The sequence below is a fragment of the Microcoleus sp. FACHB-831 genome (assembly GCF_014695585.1).
Classification (GTDB): domain Bacteria; phylum Cyanobacteriota; class Cyanobacteriia; order Cyanobacteriales; family FACHB-T130; genus FACHB-831.
On record NZ_JACJON010000040.1, the window covers coordinates 110,907 to 126,810 of the forward strand.

15 protein-coding genes and 1 tRNA gene are annotated in these 15,904 nt (G+C 47.1%); 12 read left to right on the forward strand and 4 right to left on the reverse strand.

The genetic code is table 11. The features are described from left to right. Nucleotides 1-53: 53 nt before the first annotated feature. The 4 genes from H6F77_RS10720 to H6F77_RS28340 all read right to left on the reverse strand — a co-directional run bounded on the left by H6F77_RS10720 (nucleotide 54) and on the right by H6F77_RS28340 (nucleotide 1,859). Nucleotides 54-362 carry a 50S ribosomal protein L23 gene (locus H6F77_RS10720; protein WP_190488186.1) on the reverse strand — a complete coding sequence of 103 codons (309 nt, stop codon included), beginning with the start codon at nucleotides 360-362 and terminating at the stop codon, nucleotides 54-56. Next, nucleotides 355-987, reverse strand: a complete 633-nt coding sequence (rplD, locus tag H6F77_RS10725; RefSeq protein ID WP_190488354.1) for a 50S ribosomal protein L4 — start codon at nucleotides 985-987, stop codon at nucleotides 355-357. The genes H6F77_RS10720 and rplD overlap by 8 nt, the downstream gene beginning before the upstream one ends. An 87-nt stretch (nucleotides 988-1,074) precedes the next feature. Further along, on the reverse strand, nucleotides 1,075-1,710 hold the full coding sequence (rplC, locus tag H6F77_RS10730; protein WP_190488188.1) for a 50S ribosomal protein L3: 636 nt from the start codon (nucleotides 1,708-1,710) through the stop codon (nucleotides 1,075-1,077). A gap of 20 nt (nucleotides 1,711-1,730) precedes the next feature. Next, nucleotides 1,731-1,859: a hypothetical protein gene (locus H6F77_RS28340; protein ID WP_255515719.1), complete on the reverse strand. Its 129-nt coding sequence runs from the start codon at nucleotides 1,857-1,859 to the stop codon at nucleotides 1,731-1,733. 191 nt (nucleotides 1,860-2,050) lie between these two features. On the opposite strand from H6F77_RS28340, the gene H6F77_RS10735 reads away from it, so the two are divergent. The 12 genes from H6F77_RS10735 to H6F77_RS10790 all read left to right on the forward strand — a co-directional run bounded on the left by H6F77_RS10735 (nucleotide 2,051) and on the right by H6F77_RS10790 (nucleotide 15,857). Next, nucleotides 2,051-2,272 (forward strand): hypothetical protein, encoded by a 222-nt coding sequence (locus H6F77_RS10735; RefSeq protein ID WP_190488189.1) that lies wholly within the window; start codon nucleotides 2,051-2,053, stop codon nucleotides 2,270-2,272. A gap of 21 nt (nucleotides 2,273-2,293) precedes the next feature. Further along, entirely contained in the window at nucleotides 2,294-2,749 is a 456-nt protein-coding gene (locus tag H6F77_RS10740; protein ID WP_190488191.1) for an NAD(P)H-quinone oxidoreductase subunit N, read from the forward strand. Between the two features lie 160 nt (nucleotides 2,750-2,909). Next, entirely contained in the window at nucleotides 2,910-3,515 is a 606-nt protein-coding gene (locus tag H6F77_RS10745; RefSeq protein WP_190488193.1) for a vWA domain-containing protein, read from the forward strand. 110 nt (nucleotides 3,516-3,625) lie between these two features. Next, entirely contained in the window at nucleotides 3,626-4,114 is a 489-nt protein-coding gene (locus H6F77_RS10750) for a salt stress protein, Slr1339 family (protein ID WP_190488195.1), read from the forward strand. Between the two features lie 382 nt (nucleotides 4,115-4,496). Further along, the gene (locus H6F77_RS10755) at nucleotides 4,497-5,102 is read left to right on the forward strand and encodes a vWA domain-containing protein (protein WP_190488196.1); all 606 of its coding nucleotides are present in this window, start codon (nucleotides 4,497-4,499) and stop codon (nucleotides 5,100-5,102) included. An 87-nt stretch (nucleotides 5,103-5,189) separates the two neighbouring features. Continuing rightward, nucleotides 5,190-5,792 (forward strand): vWA domain-containing protein, encoded by a 603-nt coding sequence (locus H6F77_RS10760; protein WP_190488198.1) that lies wholly within the window; start codon nucleotides 5,190-5,192, stop codon nucleotides 5,790-5,792. Between the two features lie 103 nt (nucleotides 5,793-5,895). Then, nucleotides 5,896-7,074: a circadian clock protein LdpA gene (gene ldpA / locus H6F77_RS10765; protein ID WP_190488201.1), complete on the forward strand. Its 1,179-nt coding sequence runs from the start codon at nucleotides 5,896-5,898 to the stop codon at nucleotides 7,072-7,074. Nucleotides 7,075-7,175: 101 nt separating this feature from the next. Beyond that, nucleotides 7,176-9,017, forward strand: coding sequence for a R3H domain-containing nucleic acid-binding protein (locus H6F77_RS10770; RefSeq protein WP_190488356.1), 1,842 nt, complete (start codon nucleotides 7,176-7,178; stop codon nucleotides 9,015-9,017). A gap of 76 nt (nucleotides 9,018-9,093) precedes the next feature. Further along, entirely contained in the window at nucleotides 9,094-13,458 is a 4,365-nt protein-coding gene (locus H6F77_RS10775; protein ID WP_190488203.1) for a PAS domain S-box protein, read from the forward strand. Nucleotides 13,459-13,542: 84 nt separating this feature from the next. Then, nucleotides 13,543-13,614, forward strand: a tRNA-Gln gene (locus H6F77_RS10780). Nucleotides 13,615-13,708: 94 nt separating this feature from the next. After that, nucleotides 13,709-14,497: an HAD family hydrolase gene (locus H6F77_RS10785; RefSeq protein ID WP_190488205.1), complete on the forward strand. Its 789-nt coding sequence runs from the start codon at nucleotides 13,709-13,711 to the stop codon at nucleotides 14,495-14,497. A 76-nt stretch (nucleotides 14,498-14,573) separates the two neighbouring features. After that, entirely contained in the window at nucleotides 14,574-15,857 is a 1,284-nt protein-coding gene (locus tag H6F77_RS10790) for a DNA double-strand break repair nuclease NurA (protein ID WP_190488207.1), read from the forward strand. The last annotated feature ends 47 nt before the right edge of the window (nucleotides 15,858-15,904 follow it).

Below are 15,904 nucleotides of genomic sequence, written 5' to 3' on the forward strand. Positions count from 1 at the left end.
TTGCTAGTTGTGGTTAGCCACTAGCCGCTAGCCAAAACCCCACCAGCCACTAACTAAACTTCTGGGAATAGGATATTTTGGAGCGATTCTCCTGCTGCTAGAGTCACGATCGCTCTTTTGTAATTCGGCTTAAATCCGATAAATTTGCCGACGCGGCGCTTTTTGCGTGGAGGGCGAATGGTGTTTACGCTCTCGACTTTGACCTTTAACAGGTCTTCAATTGCCGCTTTTATTTCTGGTTTTGTCGCGGTGGGAACAACTTCAAAGACATACTTGTTCTGCTCCATCAGCAGAGTAGCCTTCTCGGTCACAATTGGCCGCAGCACCAAATCCGCGAGGTCGCGGGGGTTATACTTAGTCACTGTAAACCTCCTGGATTTTGGCTAGGGCGGATGCGGTTGTCACGATTTTGTCAGCATCCAACACGTCATAGACATTTATGTTAGTGGCGGATATTAGCTTGAGGTTGGCTATATTTCTAGCTGACAAATAAACCATTTCTTCGCGTTCATTCAAGATGAGTAAGATTTTTGATTCTGGCTCAACTCCCCAACGCGCGATCGCTTGTACAAGTTCCTTGGTTTTAGGCTGAGGCAACTTATCAGCAAATGGCTCAACCACAATTATGTCTTCAGCACGACTCTGAATTGCTGTTCTCAGTGCTAGCCGCCGCTCTTTGCGGTTCATCTTGGTTTCATAGTCCCTCGGCTTGGGACCGAATATCACACCGCCGCCCCGCCACAGTGGGGAACGAATAGAACCAGCTCTAGCGCGACCAGTTCCTTTTTGGCGCCAAGGTTTGCGTCCTCCACCTCTAACTTCCGCACGGGTTTTGGTGCTCGCTGTTCCTTGACGCGCATTTGCTAGTTGTCTGACTACGGCTCTGTGGACAATATGACTAGCATTCTCTGCTTTAGCAACCTGTAATTCCAGTGTTGCTTGTCCTACTTGTTCGCCGTCCCAGTTTCGCACCACGCATTCAACCATCTTCTCTGTCCTCTGTACGTTTGTCCTTTGTCCGTTTGTTACTGGCCAACCAGCAATTACCGATGGCCAATTACTAATGGCCAATGACTATCGACCTACTTTTTTCTCAGGCACAATACTAAGAAGCGCACCGGGTTTACCGGGAACAGCTCCCTTGATCAGCAACAAATTGCGCTCGGTGTCCACTCGCACGACGGTCAATTTGCGAATCGTAACGCGCACGCCTCCCAAACGGCCAGCCATTCTCTTCCCCGGATAAACCCGTCCTGGTGTGGTTCCAGCACCAATCGATCCAGGCAAGCGATGGTTTTTGGAACCGTGGGACATTGGCCCGCGCTTGAAATTGTGACGTTTTTGATAACCAGCGAAGCCTTTACCAATACTTGTGCCAACTGCATCTACAATTTGGCCTGCGGTAAAGATATCAGCTTTGACTTCCTGACCTAGTTGAAATTCACCCACATCATCTAGGCGATACTCTTCTAGATGACGCAAAGGCTTTTCTCCAGACTTTGCCAAGTGACCTAGTTCTGGCTTATTCAGCGACTTTGGTTTGACTTCTTTAAAGCCCAGCTGAACGGCTGTGTAGCCATCCGTCTGCTTGGTTTTGATCTGCGTAACGGTGCATGGCCCTGCTTGAATGACCGTAACAGGAATGGCTCTTCCTTCCTGGTCAAACACTTGGGTCATGCCGAGCTTGGTGCCAAGGATACCTATAGACACGAGTTTCAGGTTTCTCCCTTCTACACACTACAAATATGTCGGACTACTACCGACAGACAAATTCGCATATCTCCTGCGATCGCTGCGTAAACAGCTACCGACGGGAAGATGCCCCGCAGATTCGCTATTAACGCTTCTAGCAGGGTCAAGCTTCTAGCAGTTTAAATATTGCTTTCAGCTAACGAGCGTGAATTTGTTTAATGCCAAACATCAGCACTGGCATACTATCCTGGCCGGCACGGACTTAAGCAGCAAGCTACTTAGTATCCGACTTATGCCTGGGGGTAGCCTTTTAGGCTGACTTCCGCATTGGAGTCGGAAGTTTTGGCAGCCTTAAATTTTGGCCACGATCGTTAACTATAAACTACATTTGCAAACTTGTCTAGCAAATTACAAATTTATTTTTACCGATCGCGGAATGGCAAGCACCGTAAGGGCTAATCGAAAAACAACACCAAATAGACAACCTTTCTACACCCACTCTCAAGCCAGCATTGAACTACTGTTGATGGGCACTCGCCGCCAAACTATAATTAGCCCAGCAGCGATTCATAAAACTTAAAACGGGGCAGAAAGTAATATTATGGCACTCCTAACGACTGGTAAACCCTTTATTCGCGATCTAGAAAAGTCTGGTGCTTTGGGACTATATATGCCCTTGGAAGGCGGGTATGAGGGTCGCTATCAACGGCGTCTGCGGGCATCAGGCTACATCACGTTGCGAATCACTGCACGGGGACTAGGTGACTTAGCGGCGTATTTAACTGGCGTTCACGGCGTCCGTCCTCCTCATCTGGGTAAAAAAGACATCCGTGTTTTCTTCATACCACCTGTCATCAACTACCAGCTAGAACACCTACCACAGCATTCAAAAGGTCTGGTGCTGTGGATTATTGAAGGGCATATTCTCTCTCGTCAGGAAGTTGAATATTTAACTACCTTGCCAAGCCTAGAGCCTCGCCTGAAAATAATTGTAGAAATGGGAGGCGATCGCTCCTTCCGCTGGACGCCACTCAAAGATACCTTGGCTGCTGCTTAAGCCAAAAACTAACATACGCTAATCCCCGCTGGGACACCTATATTGATTGTGTCCCGGCTTACCCAGGCGATCGCGCTTCTAAAGTTGCAATCAAACCTTTAGATCTGCTTAAAGCTTTTGATACCTTAAAATAACACCGCAGCTAATAGGGGAAGCTCTCATGCTGGAAAATCGCGACTATACCTTAATCATCGACAAAAGTGGCAGTATGTCGCTCAACGATCAGCCGGGAGGAAAAACCCGCTGGGATGTCATGCAAGAATCTACCCTAGCGTTAGCCAGCAAATGCGAACAATTTGACCCGGATGGGTTAACAATTTACGTGTTTTCCGGCAAATTCAAACGTTACGAGAATGTAACAGCCAGCAAAGTTGCACAAATTTTCCGAGAAAACGAACCATCTGGTCGCACCGATCTAGCAGGTGTCCTCCAAGATGCCACACAAAACTACTTTCAACGCAAAGCTGCCAAACAAACAAAACTAAATGGAGAAACCATTTTAGTGGTAACAGATGGAGAACCTGATGACCGGAAAGCAGTGATGAAAGCGATCATTGAAGCCTCTCGTCGAATAGACCGAGATGAAGAACTGGCGATTTCGTTTGTTCAAGTAGGCACCGATCCTCAAGCAACTAAGTTTCTCAAGATATTGGATGATGAATTACAAAGTGCTGGTGCTAAATTTGACATCGTTGACACTATAACTATTGACGATATGGAAGATATGACCCTGACAGAAGTGTTGCTGAATGCTATTACTGATTAGTAAGTAGTGCGTGCAGATTAGCAGCCACTACTCGCGATCCGGCATAGCTGTAGTGCAGGGTAAACAATAATGTGTGCCTGCACATATATCGACACTAAGGGGTCAAAATTATGGAATCTATAGACGACTTGTTAGCTCAGATCAAGGCTGAGTATGCCGAACCACATAAACCATTAGAACTGCAAAAACCTCAATCGCTACAAGGGGAACAGCTTAGTCAGCAGCAACAACAAGGAAAAAGCGCCGCTAGTGGATATGCTGACACTACAGCCTTCGAGCGAGAGCTATTTGCATCTAACAAAAATTGCAATGAATCGCCGGAGAACAACTTATTAGCACAGCTCAAAGTTGAGTTTGAGGAAGAACAACGAGCGGAAGAGATAAAAAAACAGCAGCAAATCCGAGAGGAACAACTGCGACAGGAACAACTCAAGCAGCAACAACGAGCCGCACTTAAAGTAAAAGCGCAGGCTTGGCTAAAAAAAATTAATCCATCGTCAGAAGAAGGTTTGTGGTTTGAAGAGTTTGCCTGCGCGTACCCCAATAAACTAGAGGCAGCGCTTGATTACCTGCAAGCTTTGGAGCAAACGCAACCCTAAAAAAATATTTATAAAGTTGCACGTATTTCTATTAATTTTTTGGTTAAATTTATCTTCAGGATAAATTTAACCAAAAGCTTGTGGTGGCAAATTTATAATTATTCTAAATTTAGTAATTGCCATACACTCAAATATAACTATGGGGAAAATTTGCCTCGCGTGGGTGAATAAAGCTAATTTGTCTTGATTTGAGATAGCTTTCCCTGAAGAGCCGTGCGATCGCCAGCATATACGCCGCTTCACCACGAACATACTAAATAGTATTAACTAGCGTAATTGAGATTTTTGTATATAAATCGCAGGATTATCAGCGATTTGGCATAGGCTAGAGAAAGAAGTAGCGATACTCACAGGAGGTTATCTCTTGGTAGAAGGAGGATCTTTGGCAGAAAACCGTGATTACACCTTAATCATCGACAAAAGCGGCAGTATGTCAACCCCAGATCAACCGGGTGGCAGAAGTCGCTGGGAAGCCGCGCAGGAGTCTACAATGGCTCTGGCGAGGAAATGCGAACAATTTGACCCGGATGGGATTACGCTTTATCTGTTTTCAGGACGGTTTAAGCGGTTTGACAACGTGACCTCTAACAAGGTGTCGCAAATATTTCAAGAAAATGACCCCTCTGGGACCACTGACTTAGCCAGCGTACTCAAGGATGCCACTGACCGCTACTTTGAAAATAAAGCAGCTGGCCAGACTAAGCCGAATGGAGAAACAATCCTGGTAGTCACAGATGGCGAACCCGACGACCGGAAAGCAGTGATGCGAGTGATTATCGAGGCGTCCAGACGCATGGAGGCAGATGAAGAACTGGCAATTTCCTTCATTCAAGTTGGCACAGATCAAATGGCAACCAGGTTTCTCAAAGTCTTGGATGATGAACTCCAAGGTGCTGGAGCCAAGTTTGATATCTGTGACACCATAACGCTTGACGATATGGAGGGTCTGACTTTGAAGGAAGTGTTGCTTAACGCAATCAGCGATTAAAAACTTTAGACTTTGGACTTTAGATGTCCAAAGTCTTTTTGACAATCGTGCGATCGCTTCAAGTGTTAATTAAAGGAGGGTATTGGCGTGGAAGATCGCGATTACACGTTAATTATCGACAAAAGTGGCAGTATGTCTACTCCCGACCAAGCAGGTGGTAGAAATCGCTGGGATACTGCTCAGGAGTCTACCTTGGCATTGGCGAGAAAATGCGAACAGTTTGACCCAGATGGTATTACTGTTTACGTGTTCTCCAGCCGATTTAAAAAGTACGAGAATGTTACCTCTAGCAAGGTTGCACAAATATTCCAAGAAAACGATCCTGCTGGCACGACGGATCTAGCTAGCGTGCTGAAGGCTGCTACTGACGGCTATTTCCAGCGCAAAGCAGCAGGTCAAGCCAAAGCGGGTGGAGAAACCATTTTGGTTATAACCGACGGGGAGCCAGATGACCGCAAAGCCGTAATGCGGAACATTATTGAAGCATCTCGCCAGATGGAACGGGATGAAGAACTGGCAATTTCCATAGTTCAAGTCGGATCGGATGCAACAGCCAGTAGGTTTCTTAAGGCGTTGGATGACGATTTGCAAGGTGCTGGAGCCAAGTTTGATATCTGCGACACCATTACTCTGGATGATATGGCAGATATGACGCTGGCTGAAGTGCTACTCAATGCCATAAGCGACTAAAAACAAATCCATTTTGGGATGGCTGCCTGGTAAGAGAAAAGGCAGCTTTACTTTTAACTTTGTTTACCTGCCAATTTGGTGAGGAACGCACTAGCATAGAAGGGTGACAGAAATCTACTACCCCTTGAAATCGTTAAGGGAGGGTCACTGGTTTAAGCTAATTTGTGGAGCCAGTTTCCAACACCTCCCTGCTGTTCGGAATCTAACTTTGGCTTATACTCTGGCTGGAGCGGACTGTATTGATGTGGCAGCCGATCCAGCTGTAATTGCAGCAGCTAAAGAAGCTATAGAAACTGCCGCGCACCTTCGTGGTGATGCTCAGCGACGAGGCTACGGGGTAAGTGGTTCGCCTCTGCTGATGGTGAGCTTGAATGATGGAGAAGACCCGCATTTTCGGAAAGCAGAATTTAACTCAACCGAGTGCCCGAGCGAATGCCCGCGTCCGTGCGAAACAATTTGCCCAGCGGGAGCGATCGCTTTTTCAGGATTAAGTGAGGGTTTTTCTGGGGTAATTGACGCCCTGTGCTATGGCTGCGGGAGGTGCGTGCCAGTATGTCCAAGCCAACTAATTTATACTCGTTCCTACGTGTCAGTCAGGGAAGCGATCGCGCCGTTGATATTACAAAGCGGCATTGATGCCCTAGAAATACACACACAAGTAGGGCGATTAGAAGATTTTAAGCGACTGTGGCAAGCGATCGCGCCTTGGAGCGATCGCCTCAAGCTCTTAGCAATCAGCTGTCCCGATGGTGAGGGCATGATTGATTACTTATGGGCACTATACGACCTGATAAAGCCACTTTCGTACCCCCTAGTTTGGCAGACCGATGGCCGTCCCATGAGTGGAGATATTGGCGCAGGAACCACAAGAGCCGCAGTGAAGCTAGGACAGAAAGTTCTCGCCGCTCGATTACCCGGATATGTACAGCTTGCAGGTGGCACAAACAATAGCACAGTAGAGAAGCTAAGAGCAGTCGGGCTACTCAACAATTTTGGATTGGAAAATACTTGTGACGAGCCACTTTATAAATCGCCAATCCAAAATCCCAAATCCAAAATTGCAGGTGTTGCTTACGGTAGTTATGCCCGCGTGCTGATGTCACAAGTCCTAGAAGAGTTAGAAAAGATAAATAGAGACATATTTTCTCTAGGTGTTGATGTTCAACAACAATCATCAACAGGACGTTTAGAAGATACACCCCTTTTGCTCTGGCAAGCAGTCGAGCTAGCCAGCTCCCTTGTTTCACAACTCAAATCATCCGTCAATCATTGCAGCAATTAATACCCCTAGTGATGAATTCAAACGGTATAAATCCCTCTAACGAACCGCTTATTTCAGATAGTGAATCGCCGATTGTACAAGAAAACATCACTTTAGGAAGGATGCAGATTACAGACGACCTTAATAAACTATTAGCGATTTTGCCCGATGAAATTCGACAGCCTTTGGAAAAGCATGAAGCGCGAGATCGTTTAATTGAAGTAGTTTTAGATCTAGGTCGCCTTCCTGAAGCGAGATTTCCCGAAAAGGCAGAATACCTCTCGCAAACGCCAGTTACACGCGAAAACTTAAATTATTGCGTCCAGCGAGTCGGACACTTTAGCGGTGATAACCGGGCAGGCATCGAGCAAACTTTACACCGCATCAGCGCTATCCGCAACCGTCAAGGCGAAATTATTGGCCTTACATTGCGGGTTGGTAGAGCCATTTTCGGAACTATTGGTATGATTCGCGACTTGGTACAAAGCGGCCAGTCGATTCTCATGCTGGGGCGTCCGGGTGTTGGCAAAACTACAGTATTGCGAGAAATTGCCAGAGTGTTGGCGGATGAATTACAAAAAAGAGTTGTAATTATCGATACCTCTAACGAAATTGCAGGTGATGGAGATATCCCTCATTCAGCGATTGGTCGTGCAAGAAGAATGCAAGTCGCCAGACCGGAACTTCAGCATCAAGTGATGATTGAGGCAGTGGAAAACCATATGCCAGAAGTCATTGTTATTGATGAAATTGGTACCGAGTTAGAAGCTCAAGCGGCTCGTACTATTGCAGAACGTGGCGTGCAACTCGTGGGAACCGCACACGGCAACAGGATCGACAACCTAATTAAAAACCCAACCCTCTCCGATCTAGTAGGCGGCATTCAGGCTGTGACGCTGGGAGATGAGGAAGCCAGACGGCGGGGTTCTCAGAAAACAGTGTTAGAGCGTAAGGCTCCGCCAACGTTTGAGATTGCAGTCGAAATGCTCGAAAGACACCGTTGGGTGGTGCATGAGAGCGTTTCTGACACGGTTGATACCCTCCTGCGAGGACGCCTTCCCAATCCGGAAGTTAGAACCGTTAGCGAAGCAGGAGAGATACAAATTAGCCGAGAAGTACCCAATGCACCGATAGCACCCCGGAGTAGAGACGGCGATTCGCTAAGTTCAAGGACGACCTATGGAGGACGTTCCAGCTACGAAACTCCGGCGCGACCCACTGGCTGGCGAGCAAGCGGACAGATGATGCCGTTGGCAGGAAAGAGATCAACAGATCAAGGGAGACTAGGAGTAGCAGAGAGTAGAAGCAGAGGAGACTTTTCAAGGAGTGACGAGCGACGCCCGACAACCGATCAGTCGTCTATTACATCGCCTTCTTTTGACCAACTGCTAGATGAATCTTGGCATCAGCAAGATGGGTTTGGTAATGAGGTAAGGTCGGCAGGGCCTAATGGTGAGGATCTACCGTTACAGGTTTATCCTTATGGTGTAAGTCGTCAGCAGTTGGATCAAGTGATTGGCGTTCTAAACTTGCCTGTCGAGGTGACAAAGGATATGGATAGTGCGGATGCGGTTTTGGCGCTGCGAGCGCACGTCAAAACTCACTCCAAATTACGGCACGTTGCTAAATCCCGTCACGTTCCTATCCATACTATTAAGGCCAGCACGATTCCTCAGATCACTCGCGCTCTCAAGCGTCTGCTGAACATGGATGACCCCAGCCTGCCAGAAGAAGCAGAACTCACTTTATTTACCCGCAATGGTGATGAAGATGAGATTGAGGCTCTAGAAGAAGCCAGACTAGCGGTAGAACAAATTGTAATTCCCAAGGGACAGCCTGTAGAGTTGCTACCGCGTTCTGCCCAAGTACGGAAGATGCAACACGAGTTAGTTGAACACTATCGCCTCAAGTCGTCTAGTTTTGGCGACGAACCCAACCGACGGCTGCGGATTTACCCAGCGTGACCGATGAAGTTTGAAGTATAAAGTATGAAGGAAAAGAGTTTTAAACTTCATATTTTATACTTCAAATTTTATAAACATGAGAATTAAAAATTTCCAGCAGGCAGAAGTAACGCTGCAAGATAAAGAAGAACAATTTCAAAGTGCGATTTCTAATATTCCAGGCGCTATTTATCGCTGTGCCTACGATTCTGACTGGAGAATAATATTTATTAGCGATGCGATCGCTACAATCGCAGGATTCCCAGCCACCGACTTCATTGATAATAAAGTCCGCACTTTTGCCAGTATTATCCATCCTGAAGACAGGGCAAGAGTAAGAATAGTTGTCCAGCAGGGTGTGGAGGCGCAAAAGCCATATACCATCGAGTACAGAATAATACACGCTGACAGCAGCGTAAGATGGGTCTACGAAAAAGGCCAGGGCATTTTAGGCGAAGACGGTAGATTGCAATGGTTAGATGGAGCTATTTTTGATATCAGCGATGCCGTAGCGGCGGCTACGCAACGCAAACAACTAGAACAAGACAGAGACAGGTTTTTTAATCTCTCGCTTGATTTGCTTGCCATCGTTGATTTCCAGGGCTATTTCCAGCGGGTGAACCCTATATGGTCAAAAGTCTTGGGCTATACCAGCCAAGAACTCTCCTCAAGACCATTTATTGAATTAGTTCATCCAGAAGACCGGGAAAAAACTATTGCCGAAGCGCAAAAAGTCTTGACAGGCACCGAGAGCATTGGTTTTGAAAATCGCTATCGGTGCAAAGACGGATCTTATAAATGGCTGTTATGGAATGCAACAGCATATCCAGAACAGCAATTGACGTATGCGATCGCTAGGGACATTACCTCTACAAAACAAGTTGAAGCCAAATTGCAAGAGTCGGAACATAAATTCCGCAACCTCTACGAAGCAACAGGTGATGGTGTAATGCTCCTAAACGAGCAAGGCTTCTTTGATTGCAACCCTGCCACTTTAGCAATGTTTGCTTGTACGACAAAAGAGGATTTTTGCGGCAAGCATATAGGCGATTTTTCTCCAGCTAACCAACCTTGCGGTAAGGATTCCCTGAGTTTTGCACAAGAGCAAATTGCCATAGCACTCGAAGAAGGAAGCTGCCGATTTGAATGGCTGCACCAGCGCTGCGATGGTTCAGAGTTTCCCACAGAAGTGTTATTAACCGCTATAGAAATAGATCAAAAAAAAGTGCTGCAAGCAGTAGTGCGGGACATCACCTCGCGCAAAAAAGCTCTGGCGGCATTGCACGAAGAGAGAGAACGGTTCCGCTGGTTGTCCAATGCTACTTTTGAGGGAATTGCAGTCCACGAGCAGGGCAAAATTTTAGAGGCGAACCAAGCCTTAGCAACGATGCTGGGATATGAGGTTGCTGAACTAATTGGCACGAACGGCTTGGAACGGTTTACACCAGAATCGCGGGATATAGCCATAAAAAATATGATGGCTGGCTATGAAAAGCCTTATGAAGCAGTAGGTTTAAGAAAAGACGGGTCAACTTTTCCGGTTGAGCTTCAGGGCAAAACCATTATTTACCAAGGGCGGCAGGTCAGGTTACTCGCAGTAAGAGACATCACCAGTCGAAAACAAGCTGAGGCGGCGTTACAAGAAAGCGAGGAGAGGTTCCGGGCGATCGCGGAGGCTACTCCTGTGCCCACACTCATCACCCGTGTCGCCGATGGCCGGATATTGTACGCAAACCAATCTCTGGGGCCTACTTTCGGTCTTGACTCTGCTGAGATGATCGGTCGCAAAATTCCAGATTTTTACTACGAGCCAGCAGAACGCCAATGCTTGCTGGAATTGCTGCAAAGAGATGGGTATGTCCGCAACTATGAAAGCCGTGCTAAGAAGGCAGATGGTACGCCATTTTGGGTTGTGGTGTCGATTTGTTTTTTGACATTTAACGGCGAAGAAGCGCTGCTGACTACGTTTTATGACACTACAGAGCGCAAACAGGCAGAAGAAACGTTGCGGCAGAGCGAAGAGCAGTGGCGGGCGATCGCGGAAGCAGTTCCCAACCCTGTGTTCATCAGCCGTGTCGTCGATGGAACAATTTTATATGCGAACGCACAAGTGCTTTCAACTTTCGGACTTAGTGCTGACGAGGTTATTGGTTACAAAACAACTGAACTCTACTACGATGCCAGCGATCGCCAAAGGTTACTAGAGTTACTTTCAAAAGACGGCCACATCAGCAACAGCGAAGTCAGAGGTAAAAAGCTAGATGGCACTTTAATTTGGTTTGTCATATCGCTACGCTACATCACATTCAATAACGAACAAGTATTGGTGGGGGCGTTGTACAACATTACAGAACGCAAACTGGCTGAGGCAGGGCTTATGCAGCGATCGCGCCTTTCCACATTAGCCGCCGAGGTGGGAGTCGCACTGGGACAGAATGGGATCTTATGTAACATCATGAACCAGTGTACGGAGACGATAGTGCGGCATCTAGAAGCGTCAGTTGCTAGTATTTGGACGCTCAACCCAGCAACCAAAGTGCTTGAGCAGCAGGCTCTCGCGATAGCGCACCCCCCGCTAGAAGACTTTGCTACTACTATCAATTTTGGCAACGAGATCGTTAGTTTTATCGCTAATCCAACCCTGCCCTACCTCAGCGCTAGTTATAAAACAGAGGAGTTGGGGAGTGGGGGTGGGGAAATAGTCGCTGGGGAAGAATTTTCCTCTTCATCTATGCCTAATAATTTCTCGGGCTACCCACTGATTGTAGAAGAGCGGCTTGTAGGCGCGATCGCTGTTTTAAGCGACGTGGAGATTACCACTACAGTACACAGCACCTTGGGCTGGGTAGCCAACGCGATCGCCCTTGCTATCGACCGTGCTTGGGCGCGGGAAGAACTGCTGAGTCGCCGGGAAGCTTTGCTCTTCGATCTCGCCAGCCAAATCCGCAACTCTCTCGACCTCGACACTATTTTGGAAACGGCTGTAGTAGAGATCCGCAACTTGTTGCAGATAGACTGCTGTGAATTTATGTGGTTTCGCACAGCCGAAGGCGAAAACATTTCCATTGCCAGACAGGAAACGACAGAGAATTTAGAAGAGGAAGCTATCTCTACAAGGGAAATTTTCTCTCTGGCTCCTTCACGCGATCGCCCCAACGGTCAAGCGTATTGGGAGATAGTTAAAGAATCGAAGAATTATGGCTTGTCTAGCTTCATAGGTAACTTTTCGGCTTCGTCAGTTGCGCCTTTAGGAGACAAGTTGTTAAACCTAGAAATTGTAAGAATTGATGATGTGCAAACTTTGCGAGAGCCAGGATTGCGCCAGTTGTTAATTTATTTGGGCAAAACCGCTTTACTGTCACTACCGCTTCAGACTTATACTGGTCAAATTGGTGTCATTACTTGCGGTCATTGTAGCGAGGCGCGGCTTTGGAGTGATAGCGAAGTGGAACTGTTGCAAGCGGTGACAATGCAACTAGCGATCGCCATCGACCAAGCGGAACTCTACACCCAAGCCCGCAATTCTGCATCTCTAGCCCAAGCTCAGAGCCAACAGCTAGAGCAAGCCTTACTCCAATTGCAACAAACCCAGACACAGCTAATTCAGACCGAAAAAATGTCCAGTCTGGGCCAAATGGTAGCTGGTATCGCCCACGAAATTAACAACCCCGTTACCTTCATTCACGGCAACTTGGGTCATGCCAGAGCCTACATCAAAGATCTGCTGAGTATTCTGCAACTCTACCAGCAACATTACCCCGAACCCGTGCGAGAGATTCAACAAATTTGCAGGGATATCGATCTGGACTTTGTGACAGCAGATTTACCCAAGGTGCTGTCTTCGATGCAAATAGGCGCTGACCGGATTCAACAGATTGTGCTTTCGCTGCGTAACTTCTCCCGGCTGGATGAAGCTGGCATGAAGCCTGTTGATATTCACGAAGGCATCGACAACACTTTATTGATTTTGCAGCACCGCTTGAAGCCCAAAAGTCAATTTTCGGGAATTAATATTGTCAAAGAATACGGCGAGTTGCCACCTGTAGAGTGCTATGCAGGTCAGTTGAATCAGGTGTTTATGAACATCCTAGGCAATGCTATCGACGCCCTCGAAAGCCAGCCAGAACCTCGGATTATCAATATCTGCACTGAAGTGAAGAGTGGCGATCGCGAAGGTTCTCTGCCTAACCCTGATTGCCCAACCCCCAATAATACACATGTTGCGATTCGGATTAAAGACAACGGGCCGGGAATGACGGAGCAAGTAAAAAAGCGTCTGTTTGACCCCTTCTTTACCACCAAGCCAGTTGGTAAGGGAACAGGTCTTGGTCTATCGATTTCCCACCATGTCGTAGTGGAGAAACATGGAGGGACTCTGCAATGTGTCTCCCAGCCAGGAGAGGGAGCCGAATTCTGGATTGAGATTCCGGTTGCAGCCGCTGGGGAAGGCTCTGCTACGTGATGAGAGAGACTTCCTAAAGAAAATTAGAAAAAATTGTTGACAATTCCTCGGTAGCAACTGCTATTATATGTAAGGCGAAATCAATGGGGTGTCGCCAAGTGGTAAGGCATCTGGTTTTGGTCCAGACATTCCGAGGTTCGAATCCTTGCACCCCAGTTTAATTATAGAGACGCGATTAATCGCGTCTCTATGCTTTTTAAGGCAAGGCAATGTGTGGCAAGATAAACGGTAAAATTGCCGCGACCAAAATATGCCTGCGATCGCTCCTAATATTCTCGCTCTTGATTTTGACGGTGTTCTCTGCGATGGGCTAATCGAGTATTTCCAGACGGCTTGGCGCACTTATTGCCAAATCTGGTCGCCCAGTAGTCTGACACCGCCTGACGATATGGCTCCGATTTTCTACCGATTGCGCCCGGTAATTGAAGTCGGCTGGGAAATGCCTGTTTTAATTAGGGCGCTAGTACTGGCAATACCTGAAGAAAAGATTTTGCAGGAGTGGCCCTCTGTAGCCCAGCAAATTCTGCTAGAAGATAATCTGAGTGCAGGTGATATTGGCGTAAAGCTAGATAGCCTGCGCGATGAATGGATAGAGACAGACTTAGAAACTTGGTTGGGGTTGCATAGGTTTTATCCGAGTGTAGTCGAGAAAATGCGATCGCTGCTTGCTGATTCGTCGGTACAGCCGATTATTGTCACTACCAAAGAAGGACGCTTCGTGCGCCAGTTATTGCAGCAGCAACAAATTGAGATGCGCGACGAATGGATTATTGGTAAAGAGTGCAAGCGTCCCAAACATCAAATTTTGCGGGAATTAATAGAGGCGTCTAACAAGGATGCTGTTAGCCTTTGGTTTATCGAAGACCGACTTAAAACCTTACAATCGGTGCAACAGCAACCCGACCTGAATCAAGTAAGGCTATACTTAGCAGATTGGGGCTACAACACTGCGATCGCGCGGGAATCTGTCCGCAATGACGAACGAATTAAGCTATTGTCTCTATCGCAGTTTGCCCAAGATTTCGATAATTGGCCTTAGTAAAGTTGGGATTTTGGATTCAGATTTAGATGAACGATCCAAAATCCTAAATCTAAAATCTAAAATCTAAAATCCTATGCTGGATTTAAACAAACTAGCCGGACAAATCCCTGGTATCAGCACGCACCTGACAGAAGTTGCAGCTGCTAGCCGCATACGCCTAGAACGCGCCCAAGAATTTTTAGAAGAAGCTTACCAACAACAGGCAGAGTTGGTGCAGAAACAAGAACAGTGGCAACATCGTATATGTTTCAGCGCCGCCGTTCCCATAGAGCCTTTGGATACTCGCATTTACGTGCAGACTCCCCCGGCTCAACACACAGTCATTGCTACTGATGGTTCTCAGATGGCGCCAAACCATCATGAAATAGCTTATTGCTATTTAATTAATATGGGTTTGGTGATGCTGCATTACGGGCAAAGTTTGCACCCAGTTTTAGATAGCGTGCCGGAAGTTTTCTATAAATCTGAAGATCTTTATGTTTCTCGCGAGTGGGGAATTAAAACAGAGGAATGGATGGGTTATCGGCGCACGGTTTCAGAGGTACTGCTGTTGGCTGAAGCGGCAACAACTTGGGCTAACACTGCTAATGTTAAATTGCCGATTTTTGATAGTGCTGAAAATGCTACACCGTCCACAACTAACGAGCAATCTAACCATCCAAAATCCAAAATCCAAAATCTAAAATCGCCAGTTCCAATGTTAGCGATGACAGATGGGCCGTTAATTTATTGGTTTCTAGACAAGCTGCCATCTGACGCCCGCGATCGCATCCTTCCCCCCATCTTAGAGGCTTGGGATACAATGCGTGACTCTAAAGTTCCTCTGATGGGATATGTCAGCGCCTCTCGCAGTTTTGAAGCGCTTAACTTCCTACGTTTGCAAGCTTGTCCCCACGATGTACCTGATTGCACAACCCATTGCAACGGTGAAAGCGAAAAAGCACCTTGTCACGTTTTCGACCCGTTACGAGATACCAGCGTTTGGGCATCTCAATTGCAACCCGGTCAACGCGGCCCTTTATGGCGCAGCGAACTGCGAATTCTCGATTGGTATGAGCAGCATCGCATCTACTTCTGCTATGTCCACGTAGGAAGTGAAATTGCCCGAATTGAAGTTCCGGGTTGGGTGGCTGAAGACGAGGAAATGTTTGAGGAAGCTTTGGGGTTGATGTTGGGTCAAGTACAGAAGGGTTATGGGTATCCAGTTGCTTTGGCCGAAGCGCACAATCAGGCTGTAGTACGTGGGGGTGATCGCGCTCGTTTCTTTGCCCTCCTCGAACAACAAATGATTAAAGCAGGCTTGAGAAATGTCGGTACTTCCTACAAAGAAACCCGCAAGCGTGGCAGCATTGCTTGAGCCATTGCTAAATTCTCTTTTTCTAGCTGTAAACGTTTAAGGATAAC

What these genes read in the sequence shown, in the direction of transcription:
- rplD (WP_190488354.1), bottom strand. Translation starts at nt 987, where the DNA reads ATGGTTGAATGCGTGGTGCGAAACTGGGACGGCGAACAAGTAGGACAA.
- H6F77_RS10740 (WP_190488191.1), top strand. Translation starts at nt 2,294, where the DNA reads ATGGCACTCCTAACGACTGGTAAACCCTTTATTCGCGATCTAGAAAAG.
- H6F77_RS10745 (WP_190488193.1), top strand. Translation starts at nt 2,910, where the DNA reads ATGCTGGAAAATCGCGACTATACCTTAATCATCGACAAAAGTGGCAGT.
- H6F77_RS10750 (WP_190488195.1), top strand. Translation starts at nt 3,626, where the DNA reads ATGGAATCTATAGACGACTTGTTAGCTCAGATCAAGGCTGAGTATGCC.
- H6F77_RS10770 (WP_190488356.1), top strand. Translation starts at nt 7,176, where the DNA reads ATGCAGATTACAGACGACCTTAATAAACTATTAGCGATTTTGCCCGAT.
- H6F77_RS10775 (WP_190488203.1), top strand. Translation starts at nt 9,094, where the DNA reads ATGAGAATTAAAAATTTCCAGCAGGCAGAAGTAACGCTGCAAGATAAA.
- H6F77_RS10785 (WP_190488205.1), top strand. Translation starts at nt 13,709, where the DNA reads ATGCCTGCGATCGCTCCTAATATTCTCGCTCTTGATTTTGACGGTGTT.
- H6F77_RS10790 (WP_190488207.1), top strand. Translation starts at nt 14,574, where the DNA reads ATGCTGGATTTAAACAAACTAGCCGGACAAATCCCTGGTATCAGCACG.